Raw genomic sequence first — 11,656 nt, 5'->3', positions numbered from 1 at the left:
GTCTGGCGGGAGGGGTCTGGCGGGGAGGGGTCTGGTCAGCGGTGAGGGCCGGGTCGGGCGCGGCTGAGGAGGTGGCGGGCGACTCGGTTGCGGGTGGCCAGGGCCAGCCGGCTGGCCGGGACCAGGAGGGCCGCGGTGCGGTGGACGTGGCGATGTTTCGGGGTGGTCAGCTTGCGGTGGCTGGATTCGTACCGCCGGAAAGCGGTCGCAAGGTCGGCGGACCCCTCGCTGAGCGCGGTCGCCAGGTTGTGGGCGCCGGCCATCGCCAGGGTCGAGCCGTCGCCGAAGAGTGAGACGCAGGACGCGGCGTCGCCGACCAGGACGACCCGGCCGCGGGTCCAGGTGTCCATGCTGACCTGGCTGACCGCGTCGAAGTAGAGGTCGTCGGATTCCTCCAGGCGGGCGAGGATCTCCGGTACGCGCCACGCCATGCCCCGGTATGCCTCCGCCACCACCTGCTTCTGCCTGGCGGTGTCCCGGCGGTCGAGCCCGGTGATCTCCGGGTGCCGGAAGATGAACGCGGCACCCGCCACGCCGCGCGCGGGGTGCAGCGCGAGCAGCCGGCCAGGGACGTTGAGCAGCATCACCTCCTCCGGCTCGGCGGGTGGTCCGCCGAGCTGCACGGTCGCGACATAGAGCCCCAGGTGCCGGCTGAACTCCTGCTCCCGGCCGAAAGCGATCCGGCGCACCGCGGAGTGCAGCCCGTCTGCCCCGATGACCACGTCGAATCGGCGCGGCGCGGCATGCTCGAAGGTGACGTCAACGCCATCGGGATCCTGGCGCAGGGTGGTGATCGTGTCGTCGAGCAGCAGCTCGGCGTCGTCCTCGGTGGCCGACCAGAGGGCGCCGGCCAGATCGCCCCGGAGGACCTCGACCTCGCCGTCGCGGGAGGGCATCGGGATCCGGGCGAGGGAGCGCCCCTCCGGGTCGAGGACACGCATCGCCTTCGCGTGGGTGGCCATGGCCCGCAGCTCCGGCAGGATCCCCATCCGCTCGGCGACCGGCAGGGCCGGGCCTCGAACGTCGACGGGGTTGCCACTGGAGACGAGGTCTCCGGCTCGCTCGACCAGGGTGATCGCCCAGCCGTCGCGGGCCAGCCAGTAGGCGACGGTGGCACCGGCGATCCCGGCGCCTGACACGAGTGCGGTGCGTTTCGTCATGCCTCCATAAAACCGCACTCAGTGCGGAATTGTAATGAGTGCGGTTTTGCAGTTGGTGCGGTAAGGTGCAGAACGTGTCCCTTCGTGATCGCAAGCGCGCCCGGACCCGGCAGGCCCTGGTCGCCGCCGCGACCGAACTTTTCGAGTCCCGTGGCTACGACGAGACCACCATCGCGGACATCGCGTCGGCCGCGGAGATCGGCACCCGGACGTTCTTCAGCTACTTCCCGAGCAAGGAAGACCTGCTCTTCCCGGAGGTCGACCTCCGGGTGCACGCCGCGGTCGACGCCATCGCCGTCCGGGGCCCGGCGGACGGCCCCGCCGAGGTGCTGCTGCGCGCCCTGCAGAAGGTGGGTGAGGACAGCGATGATCTCGCCGGCCGTCTCGCCGCGCTGCGTCTGCACCTGGTCCGCACGGTTCCGGCGGTCCGCGGCCGTGGGCTCCAGCTGCAGCTGGACGCCCAGCGGGAGATCGCCCGCCATCTGGCCGCCGCGTTCCCCGACCAGATCGACGAGGTCGGCGCCGCTGCCCTGACCGGAGCGTTCGTCGGTGCCGTCATGGGTGCCCTGCAGGTCCTGCTGGAGGACCTCGACCGCTCCACCGACCCGGCCGCGGTCCAGCAGGCCGTCCAGGTCGCCGTCGGCGTGGCCCTGACCCCGTGGTTCCGCACCGGCCCGCCGCCGGCCGACTGACCGCAGGCCCGGGGCCCGACGGTATTCCTTACTCGCTGACCATCCCTTGTTCGCTGGCCGCAGGCGCATTGGCCGGCCGGATGGCATCTCTCGCTTGCTGGCCGCAGGCGCATGGCGGCTTCCCGGATCGCCTTGGGTGCAGCCTCCGCGCGGCCGGGTGACGGGTGTCCGGCGGGCAGCGGCCGCGGGCTCGGTTGCCCTGAACTTGCGGCCTGGGCGCCCCGGCCATCTGGTCGCGTGCAGATGGCCGGGCTCGGGAGGGTCAGGTGGCGGGGCGACTCCACTGCAGGGACAGGCCGGTCGCTGCGCGTTCGGTCCGGATCTCCATTGCGGAGCCGAGCATGGTTGCGCGGTCCACCACCAGCGCGCTCTCGTCCAACGCGTACGTCACCCGCTCCGACACCAGGACCGGCTCGCCCGGCGTCCGGCGCAGCAGGGCGGCCACCGGTTCGTCGAGCAGCCCGGGCCGGACCACTTCGGAGGCCCGGTTCACCAGGCGCCCCAGGCTGCTCAGGGCCGCGTACAGCGAGGTGTCGCTCAGATCCGCCTCCACCAGGTCGGTGCCGCGGACCCAGGAGAGCTGGTGCACCGCGGGCCTCCCGGCGACCAGGCGCAGCCGTTCCAGGCGCAGCGCCGGGTCGTGACCGAGCAGCTCCGCGGCCCAGTCGGGCGGTGTGCCCGCGGACTGGTCGAGGATCTCCGTGGTCACCGTCTGGCCCTGGGCCCGGAGGTCCTCGGCGAAGCCGTGCAGCGAGGTGAGCTGATATTTCACCCGGGGGTATACGAACGTGCCCCGGCCGGGCTGTTGTGACAGCAGGCCCTCGTCCTCCAGCTGCTTGAGGGCTTGCCGCAGCGTCGCCAGGGTCACCCCGTACCGCGTGCTGAGCTCTTTTTGCGGGGGCAGGGCGGAACCGGGCGGCAGCTCGCCGTCCTTGATCTTGCTGGTCAGGTCATCGGCGATCACCTGATATTTCGGCGTGCGCGGGGGCAGCTGGCACCTCCTGGTCGAGCTGATCAAGGGCGGTGCGGAACGCGGCGACCTCGACGCGCAGGTCAGCGGGTGACGCACCGTCCAGAACCCTACGCATCAGAGCCGCTCCGATCACCACCCCGTCCCCGGCGCGGGCGGCCTCGGCGGCCTGTGCCGGCGTGGAAATACCGAAACCGATCAGCACCGGCAGGTCGGTGACCGCTTTGATCCGGTCGGCGAGCGGCGCCGCGGACTCGGCCAGCGCGTCCCGCTCGCCGGTGGTGGCCATGACGCTCACCGCGTAGACGAAGTTGCGGCTGCGGGCGCCGATCTCGGCCAGCCGATCCGGCGGGGTGACCGGCGCGGCCAGCAGGATCAGGTCGATGCCGGACGCCGCGGCGGCTGCCTCGAGCTGGTCGAGCTCGTCGATCGGCACGTCAGGCACGATCAGCCCGGAGAATCCGGCGGCGGCCAGCCGCCGGCAGAACGCCTCCGGCCCACCGCCGGACGCGGCGTCACCCGCATCCGGCTCGCTGCCGTGTGCGGCACGGTCTGGTCCGGTTTCGCCGCTGTGCGCGGCGCCATCCGGCCCGGAACTGCTTCTTCGGGTGGCACCGGCCGCCCTGGTCCCGCCGTCTTCCGCGAGGCGCAGGGCCTCGGGCTCGCGGTCTGGCGCGGTGCCGCCTGCCTGCTCACGGTCCGGCGCGGTGCCGCCTGCTTCTGGCTCACGGCTTGGCGCGGTGCCGCCCGCCTGCGCACGGTCTGGGGTGGTGCCGTCTGCCTGCGGCTCACGGCCCGGCACGGTGCCGCCGGCGTGCGGCCGGGCGGCGGAATGGTGGAAGACCAGGTTGGCGTAGGTCATGGCGATCAGCGGGATCCGGATGCGGTCGCGGGCCGCTGTCAGGTCGGCCAGGATGGACGTGACCGAGGCGCCACGGCGCAGGGCCTGGTCGGAGGCCTGCTGGATGGTGGCGCCGTCGAGCATCGGGTCGGAGAACGGGAGCCCGATCTCCACCGCGTCGGCGCCGGCCTCCTGGAAGGCCAGCAGGTAGTCGATCCAGTCCGGGGTGATGCCGCCGGTCAGGTACGGGTTGAGGCGCTTCACCGGACCTCACCCGCCAGGGTCGCCATGTCCTTGTCGCCGCGGCCGGAGAGGGTGAGCAGCACCGTCGACCCGGTCGGCAGGTCGGGAGTGCCGGCCGCGCGCAGGACCCAGGCCACCGCGTGCGCCGACTCCAGGGCGCAGATGATGCCCTCGCTGCGGGCCAGTCGTCGCACCGCGACGAGCACCTCGTCGTCGGTCACCGTGCGGTACTCCGCGCGGCCGGACGTGCCCAGGTGGGCGTGCTCCGGCCCGACACCGGGATAGTCGAGCCCGGCCGCGATCGACTCCGCCTCGCGCACCTGCCCGTCCGCGTCCTGCAGGACCAGCGACCGGTTGCCGTGCACGATCCCGGGCGTCCCGTAGGTCATCGCGGCCCCGCCGTCGGCCTCCACCCCGATCAGCCGGGCCGGCGTGTCGACGAACCCGGCGAATGTGCCGGCCGCGTTGGACCCGCCGCCCACGCAGGCCACCACCACGTCGGGAAGTGCCGGCGCCTGCGCGCGGGCCTCCTCGCCGATCACCCGCTGCAGCTCACGCACCATCCATGGATAGGGGTGCGGGCCGCTCACCGAGCCGAGGCAGAAATGCGCCTCGTCGACCGCGGCCACCCAGGCGCGCATCGCCTCGTTGGTGGCGTCCTTCAGGGTGCGGCTGCCGCTGGTCACCGGGATCACCTCGGCGCCGAGCAGCTCCATCCGGAAGACGTTGAGCCGCTGCCGGGCGATGTCGCGCTCGCCCATGTAGACGGTGGCTCGCATGCCGAACAGCGCGGCCGCGGTGGCGGTGGCGACGCCGTGCTGGCCGGCGCCGGTCTCGGCGATCAGCCGGGTCTTGCCCATCCGCTGCGCCAGCAGCGCCTGGCCCAGCACGTTGTTGATCTTGTGGGAGCCGGTGTGCGCCAGGTCCTCCCGCTTGAGCAGCAGGGTCACCCCGAGCTGGGCGGAGAGATTCTCCGCGGGGGTCAGCGCGGTGGGGCGACCCGCATACTCGGAGCGGAGCCGGCTGAGGCGCCCGCGGAACTCCGGGTCGGACCAGGCCTCACGGAACGCCGCCTCCAGGGCGGCGCAGGCCGGGATCAGGGACTCGGGCACGTAACGCCCGCCGAAATCGCCGAACCGCCCGGCGGCGGTCGGTGCGTCCATCTGAGAACCGGGACTCGTCTCCGGCAACAGGTTCGTTTCGAACAGCATTAGCGCTCCAAAGTTATAGAACTCTGCCGCCCCATCATGGCACAATGAGGCGGCAGAGTTCTAGAACTATTTGGAACGGAGGTCAGGCGACCTTGTACAGCGCCTCCGGGGTCACCAGACCCGCCAGCACCCGGCCGTCATCGGTGATCAGCACGCTGAACAACGATCCGGTCAGCAACCGGCCCTTGCCCCACGACCCGCTCACCTCCGGCAGGACACCGAGCAGAGCCTTCGCCGTGTCGGCCTCCTTGCCCGTGCCCTTGCCGGCGGCGGTCAGCTCGGACAGCGCGTCGGTCGGCAGCGTGGCGGAGACGATCGTGGTCCAGCCCTTGCCGATCACCTTCGGGTCGCCCTTCGCGCCCGACGGCGCCGTCGAGGACGGGTGCGGGACACCCTTCTTCGTGGCGTCGGCCTGGTCGAGAGCCTTCGTGCCGGCCTCGTCGATCTTCGCGCCGGGCGGCGGGTTGAACGTGAACTGCTCCGCGTCCGGCACCTGGAAGCTGATCGTGTCGAAGGCGACCCGGACGGCCGGCTTCACGGCGTTCTTCGCGTACACCTCGACCCGCAGCGGGATGTGCTGCTCGGCGTCGATCGCCAGCCGCACCTGCCCGACCAGCGAGTCGGTGTCCTTAGGGCTGAGCACCAGCTCGTATGCGTCCCGCCCGGCCACCTGGGCCGCGCCGGTGGTCTCCACCTTGGTGCTCGGGTCGATCGCGGCGAGCGCCGCGGCCGCCGCGTCCTGCGGCGACGACGGCACCGAGCTGGGCAGCGAGTGCTTCGGGGACGCCGCGTCGCCCTTCAGCTTCAGGTGCGTCCCGGTGTTGTCCGAGCTGCTCCACTGCCACAGGTCCGGACCGTTGCGGATCACGTCGGTCTCACCCTGCGTGCTCTGCAGGGCGAACCGCACCTTGTCCTCTCCCGCGTACCAGACGCGGGCGGTGTTGCTTCCGGCGATCAAGCTGGTCAGGCCGCCACCCGCGGAGCCGCCGAGGCTGCCCGCCAGTCCGGCGACACCGGGCAGGCCGAGGTCGGCGCTCTGCACCACGGTGCCGGAGAGACCGGCCGGCTTGGCGCTCGACAGGTCCACGAGCAGTTGGGCCGCGCTGCGGTCCGGCAGCGACGGTTCGGCGCTGGCCACGATCGTGCCGGCCGCCGCGCCGCCCCCGATGACGACGACCGCGGTGGCCCCCGGTACCAGCCATCGCAGAGCAGGCCTGGATTTCCACACGGACACGATGTCCACCTCCCGTTGGTATGAGGCCATCCTGCTTCGGACCCGCTGTGACCAGGCTGAGAACGACCCGTAGGGGCCGGGCTGTAGGGGTGACCCCGGCTGTGAGGTGACTGAGAGCCGATGGTCCCCGTGGATGCGCACGTGCCAAGGTATGGGGGTGCGGTTGCTGGTGGTGGAGGATGAGGAACGGCTGGCCGCCGCGCTGCGACGCGGCTTGCAGGCCGAGGGGTTCGCGGTCGACGTGGCCCATGACGGTCAGGACGGCCTGGAGATGGCCCGGCACGGTGGCTATGACGCGATGATCCTCGACGTGATGCTGCCCCGGCTCTCCGGTTACCGGGTGGTGCGGCAGCTGCGCGCCGAGCGGCAGTGGCTGCCGGTGCTGATGCTCTCCGCCAAGGACGGCGAGTATGACCAAGCCGATGGCCTGGATTGCGGCGCCGACGACTATTTGACCAAACCCTTTTCGTACGTCGTGTTGCTGGCACGGCTGCGTGCTCTGCTGCGCCGCGGCACCCAGGCCCGCCCGGTGGTGCTCGCGTGCGGCGACGTCGAGCTCGACCCGGCGGAGAAACGCGTGCTGGTCGGCGGGGCCGAGGTGACCCTGACCACCCGCGAGTTCGCCCTGCTGGAGTACCTGATCCGCCGTCCCGGCGAGGTGGTCTCCAAGACCGAGCTGCTCGACCACGTCTGGGACGCCGCGCTGGACACCGCGCCGAACGCGGTGGAGGTGTACATCGGCTACCTGCGCCGCAAGATCGGCCGGGATCGGCTGGAGACGGTCCGCGGCGCCGGGTATCGCCTGGTCGCCGCGCACGCCCGGGCGGGGGAGAACGCAGCGCCGGCAGGGGAGAACGCGGGGCCGGCGGGGGAGAAGCAGAGGGTGGAGCGGTAGATGCGACGCCGTCTGCGTGAGCTCAGCCTGCGGGCCCGGCTGCTGTTGATCTCTGCCGCCGCGCTGTCCTTCGGGCTGGCCGCGGGTGGGGTGTTGCTGGTCGCGGTGCTGACCTTCGCGCAGGGGCGGGCGGTGCACGCCGAGGCGCTGGAGACCGCGCAGGGTGTGGCCCGGCTTGTCGACCAGGGGCAGCTGACCGACCCGATCACGGTCACGCCGGGCGTTCAGGTGCAGGTCATCGACGAGCAGAACAAGATCCGGGCGGTCTCCGCGACCGCCGACCGGCTGGTGCCGATCCTCTACGAGGACGAGCTGCGCGACCTGCCGGACGGCGAGGGCGTGACGATCCCGGGCAACCGGATCGGGTTCGACGGTTCGGCCCGGGTCGTCAAGGTCACCGCCGGCCTGCCGACCCAGCCGCTGCGGGTGCTGGTGGCCCGGTCCACCAGCCAGCTCAGCCAGAGTGTGCACCTGCTCCGGGTCACCCTGCTGATCGCGTTTCCGCTGCTTGTCGCGCTGCTGGCGGCCGGGTTGTGGCGGGCGCTCGGCGCGGCGTTGCGCCCGGTCGACGCGCTGCGGGCCGGGGCTGAGGAGATCACCGGGGGCACCCGGGCCGGTCGGCTTCCGGTGCCCGGCTCGCACGACGAGGTCCGCCGGCTCGCGCTGACCCTCAACGACATGCTGCACCGGCTGGACACCGCCCGGGCCCGGCAGCGCGCGTTCGTGGCGGACGCCGCCCACGAGTTGCGCAGCCCGCTCACCAACATGCGCACCGAGCTGGAGGTGGCGCAGCGGCTGCCGGACGACACCGACTGGCCGGCGCTCAGCGAGGACCTGCTCACCGACGTGCAGCGGCTCTCCCGGCTGGTGGACGACCTGCTGCTGCTGGCCCGTGCGGACGACGGCGCGGGCCGGGCGATCTCCGGACGGATCGAGGAGGTCGACCTCGGGCAGCTGGTGGGTGAGGTGGCCGCGCGTTATCCGGAGGTCCGGTACGCGGCGGCCGTCGAGCCGTTGCCGCTGGTGGCCGAGCCGGACGCGCTGGCCCGGGTGGTGGCGAACCTGCTGGACAACGCGTGCCGGCACCGGCGGTCGCAGGTGACCGTCAGCACCGGGACGGACGGGCCGGATCTGGTGCTGACGGTGGCCGACGACGGGCCGGGCATTCCGGCCGAGGACCGGGAGCGGGTGTTCTTCCGGTTCACCCGGCTCGACGACGCCCGGGCGCGCGACGCCGGTGGCTCCGGGCTGGGCCTGGCCATCGTCCGGGAGCTGGTGCGCCGGCACGGTGGTTCGATCACACTCGGCGATGCGAAGCCCGGCCTGCGGGTCGAGGTGCGCCTGCCGCGCCCGGCAGAATCCGGCCCGGCGAACCGGAAGCCGGGGGAGGCACGTGCGACCGCCAAGAACGCGGCGGTCACGAGCCGGGTGGACGGTGGCGCGGAGGTCATGAGCCGGGTCGAGGGCAGGTAGCGCGGCGGGCGGGAGCACGGATGGCTGACCCGGGGTGGAAAACGCTGCAAGTCGCGGGAACTTTCTTCATCGTCGGGCCGACCAATGGGCGTGCCCGGCAGCGGGCGACGATACGACGGAAGGTTTCCCCCCACCATGTCGCTGCTCAAGCGTTCCGCAGTGGTGGCCACCGCGGCCGGACTGATGACCCTGGCACTGGCCGGCCCGGCCGCCGCGCACGTGACGGTCAACCCGAGCACGGCCACCGCGGGCGGCTATACGAAGGTGTCGTTCCGCGTGCCGAACGAGTCGGACAGCGCCTCCACCACCAAGCTCGAAGTCAACCTTCCGGCCGATCAGCCGATCGCGTCGGTCTCGGTCAAGCCGATCCCGGGCTGGACCGTGGTGGCCGTGAAGAGCAAGCTGGCCACCCCGATCAAGGCGCACGACACCGAGATCACCGAGGCGGTCTCGAAGATCACCTGGACTGCGGCGAAGGGCTCGGAGATCAAGCCGGGCGAGTTCCAGGAGTTCGACGTGTCGATGGGCGCGCTGCCGGAGTCCGGTCAGATCGTCTTCAAGGCGCTGCAGACGTATTCGAACGGTGACGTGGTGCGCTGGATCGACGAGCCGGCCACCGACGGCACCGAGCCGGAGAGCCCGGCGCCGGTTCTGAAGATCGTCCCGGCCGCGGACAGTGCTGCCGCGGCGACGACCGCGGCGGCGGCTCCGGCTGCCGAGGCTGCTGACTCCGACGACTCGGGCAGCGGCTCCGGGCTGGGCCTCGCGGGACTGATCGCCGGGCTGATCGCGCTGGTGCTGGCCGGCTTGGCGTACGCGAAAGCCAGCCGCAAGCCGGAAGCGGCCGTGACGGACAAGCCCGCCGCGAGCTGAGCCGGCCTGGATCGTCAGCCGGACCGCGGACCGGAAGCGGCCGCGGAGCGCGGGAAAGAGGCTGTCACCGGGAGGCGGGTCCGGGCTCCGGCCTGGGCCCGCAACCGCGGTGACCTGCGTTACGCTGCCGCGGAAGATCAACGACAGCCGGCTGGAGAGATCATGAAGTCCCGTGTCTGGCACGGCACGCTCGCGCTGATCGTGCTCGCCTCGCTGATCACCCAGATCGTGCTGACCGCCACCGACAGCGCGCCGCACGCCGGGCCGCCGGTGCAAGAGACCACGGTGACGCGGTTCGTCCGGTTGTTCAGTTATTTCACCATCCAGAGCAACCTGCTGGTGCTGATCGCCATCGTCGGGCTGGCCCGCGACCCGGCCCGGGACGGCCGCGTCTGGCGGGTGATCCGGCTGGACGCGCTGCTCGGCATCGTGATCACCGGCATCGTGTACGCCACGATCCTGGCCGGGCAGGTCGAGCTGCACGGCGCGGCCTACCTCGCCGACCTGGGCTTTCACTACATCGCGCCGTGGGCGGCGCTGCTCGGCTGGCTGCTCTTCGGGCCCCGGCCGCGGATCGACGCGCGCACCCTGGCCTGGGCGGCGCTCTGGCCGGCGCTGTGGATCGGCTACACGATCGCGCACGGGGCGGCGACCGGGTGGTATCCGTATCCGTTCACCGACGTGGACGCGCTCGGCTACCCGCAGGTGATGATCAACATGGCCGCCGTGGTGGTGATCGCGCTGCTGCTCGGGACCGTGCTGCGGGTGCTGGACCCGCGGCTGCGGCTCGGCTCACCGGCCGCATCGTCCGGGAGCGCCCCGGTGGTGCTGCCCCGGCAGCGCGCCGCCGCCGACAAAGCAGCCGACCAAGAGGCCTAGCCGGCGCGCTGTCGCCGGCCGAGCAGCCGGCCAAGAGGCGTGGCAAGGTTTCATCGGATCATGCGTACGGGTCGCGGCCGGGTCCCCGGACCGCGGCGGAAGCGGCCTCGGAAATCTCCACAGCGGCCCCGGCGAGCGTGTAGACCCGGGCGGTGGCGTGGCCGTGCGGTGTCAGCAGTCCGCTGCGCGTCAGCGTCTGGATGTCGCGGATGGCCTGATCGCGGCTGAGGCTCTCGTCCTGCTGATAGGTGGTGCGCCGCAGCTCGCCGATCGCGGCCGCGTAGAGAGCGGACACCGTGCGCTCGGCGAGGCCGCGATCCTCGGCGAGGCCGGCCAGGTCGTTCCACAGACGTACGGTCCAGGTATATCGCCGCTGCACTCGTTGGGCCTGACGGTGATGTGCCGCGAACACGAACGTGAGCCATCGGTGTGCGTCGCGTTCCGGCTGGAAACTGCCGCCCTGCGTGGAACGGAGCGTGTCGTAGTACTGCAGGGTGTTGGTCTGCTCACCCAACCACTCCTCGATGGAGGAGCATTCCGGAGCCAGTTCCCCGGTACGGGCCAGGACCAGGGTGTGCAGCGCGCGTGCAGTCCGGCCGTTGCCGTCGCGCCAGGGGTGGATCGCCACCAGGTTCAGGTGGGCCATCGCTGCACGTGCGTAGGCGGGCGCATCGAGGTCGCCGTCGCGGAGCCAGTCGACCAGTTCGGTCATCAGACCGGGGACCAGGTCGGCGTCCGGGCCGGTGTACATCGGCTCCAGCGGGTCGGCACTCGACACGAAGATACTGCCGGCTCGGTATCGGCCGGGCCACTTGGCCGGCTGGTACCTCGTGATCATGAAGTGCAGGGCGGAGAGCGCGGTCTCCGAGTAGGCGAAGAAGTCCATCAGCGGTGTCTGTTGCACGTAGGTCATGGCGTCCCGGTAGCCGATGACCGCCTGCTGGGTCTCGTCGCCGGCTGCTGCCGACATCGGGGCGTGCTCCACGAGCGCCCGGGCGTCCGCGCTGCTGATCGTGATGTTCTCGATGGTGTTGGAGCCCTGGATCGCCGCAGCGAACAGGCTTCGGCGGAAGGGGCCTTCCCAGCGCGGCGTGGAGCCCAGCTGCGTCCGAAGCTCGGTGCGCATCGCGTTCAATTCCCTGAGGACCCGGAGGTCCGCGCCATCCAGCGATGGCATCGCGTAGA

11 protein-coding genes are annotated in these 11,656 nt (G+C 71.8%); 5 read left to right on the top strand and 6 right to left on the bottom strand.

Annotation, left to right across the window (positions count from 1 at the left end; translation table 11 throughout):
• Positions 1 to 35: 35 nt before the first annotated feature.
• On the bottom strand, positions 36 to 1,160 hold the full coding sequence (locus ADL15_RS50270; protein ID WP_067708501.1) for an FAD-dependent monooxygenase: 1,125 nt from the start codon (positions 1,158 to 1,160) through the stop codon (positions 36 to 38).
• A gap of 74 nt (positions 1,161 to 1,234) precedes the next feature.
• On the opposite strand from ADL15_RS50270, the gene ADL15_RS50265 reads away from it, so the two are divergent.
• Complete coding sequence (locus tag ADL15_RS50265) at positions 1,235 to 1,852, top strand: TetR/AcrR family transcriptional regulator (RefSeq protein ID WP_067708516.1); 618 nt, start codon at positions 1,235 to 1,237, stop codon at positions 1,850 to 1,852.
• Between the two features lie 262 nt (positions 1,853 to 2,114).
• On the opposite strand, the gene ADL15_RS50260 is transcribed toward ADL15_RS50265, so the two are convergent.
• The 4 genes from ADL15_RS50260 to ADL15_RS50245 form a co-directional block, all read right to left on the bottom strand.
• A complete protein-coding gene (locus tag ADL15_RS50260; RefSeq protein WP_232345133.1) occupies positions 2,115 to 2,816 on the bottom strand; it encodes a GntR family transcriptional regulator in 702 nt (233 codons plus the stop codon).
• Positions 2,803 to 3,927 (bottom strand): tryptophan synthase subunit alpha, encoded by a 1,125-nt coding sequence (gene trpA / locus ADL15_RS50255; RefSeq protein WP_067708499.1) that lies wholly within the window; start codon positions 3,925 to 3,927, stop codon positions 2,803 to 2,805. The genes ADL15_RS50260 and trpA overlap by 14 nt, the downstream gene beginning before the upstream one ends.
• Positions 3,924 to 5,096 (bottom strand): tryptophan synthase subunit beta, encoded by a 1,173-nt coding sequence (gene trpB / locus ADL15_RS50250; protein ID WP_394327009.1) that lies wholly within the window; start codon positions 5,094 to 5,096, stop codon positions 3,924 to 3,926. The genes trpA and trpB overlap by 4 nt, the downstream gene beginning before the upstream one ends.
• A gap of 103 nt (positions 5,097 to 5,199) precedes the next feature.
• A complete protein-coding gene (locus ADL15_RS50245) occupies positions 5,200 to 6,351 on the bottom strand; it encodes a LolA family protein (protein WP_067708507.1) in 1,152 nt (383 codons plus the stop codon).
• A 157-nt stretch (positions 6,352 to 6,508) separates the two neighbouring features.
• On the opposite strand from ADL15_RS50245, the gene ADL15_RS50240 reads away from it, so the two are divergent.
• The 4 genes from ADL15_RS50240 to ADL15_RS50225 all read left to right on the top strand — a co-directional run bounded on the left by ADL15_RS50240 (position 6,509) and on the right by ADL15_RS50225 (position 10,471).
• A complete protein-coding gene (locus tag ADL15_RS50240) occupies positions 6,509 to 7,246 on the top strand; it encodes a response regulator transcription factor (RefSeq protein ID WP_232345132.1) in 738 nt (245 codons plus the stop codon).
• A 42-nt stretch (positions 7,247 to 7,288) separates the two neighbouring features.
• Positions 7,289 to 8,719, top strand: coding sequence for a sensor histidine kinase (locus tag ADL15_RS50235; RefSeq protein WP_394327008.1), 1,431 nt, complete (start codon positions 7,289 to 7,291; stop codon positions 8,717 to 8,719).
• 135 nt (positions 8,720 to 8,854) lie between these two features.
• A complete protein-coding gene (locus ADL15_RS50230; RefSeq protein ID WP_067708493.1) occupies positions 8,855 to 9,592 on the top strand; it encodes a YcnI family copper-binding membrane protein in 738 nt (245 codons plus the stop codon).
• Positions 9,593 to 9,754: 162 nt separating this feature from the next.
• Complete coding sequence (locus tag ADL15_RS50225) at positions 9,755 to 10,471, top strand: Pr6Pr family membrane protein (RefSeq protein WP_067708490.1); 717 nt, start codon at positions 9,755 to 9,757, stop codon at positions 10,469 to 10,471.
• Between the two features lie 58 nt (positions 10,472 to 10,529).
• Here the strand turns inward: ADL15_RS50225 and ADL15_RS50220 are convergent, their stop codons facing one another.
• Positions 10,530 to 11,597, bottom strand: a complete 1,068-nt coding sequence (locus ADL15_RS50220) for a Fic family protein (RefSeq protein ID WP_232345131.1) — start codon at positions 11,595 to 11,597, stop codon at positions 10,530 to 10,532.
• Between the last annotated feature and the right edge of the window lie 59 nt (positions 11,598 to 11,656).

This window comes from Actinoplanes awajinensis subsp. mycoplanecinus (genome assembly GCF_001509495.1).
GTDB classification, from domain to species: domain Bacteria; phylum Actinomycetota; class Actinomycetes; order Mycobacteriales; family Micromonosporaceae; genus Actinoplanes; species Actinoplanes palleronii.
Note: the sequence above shows the minus strand (reverse complement) of the source record. Positions and strands in the feature narration are given on the sequence as shown.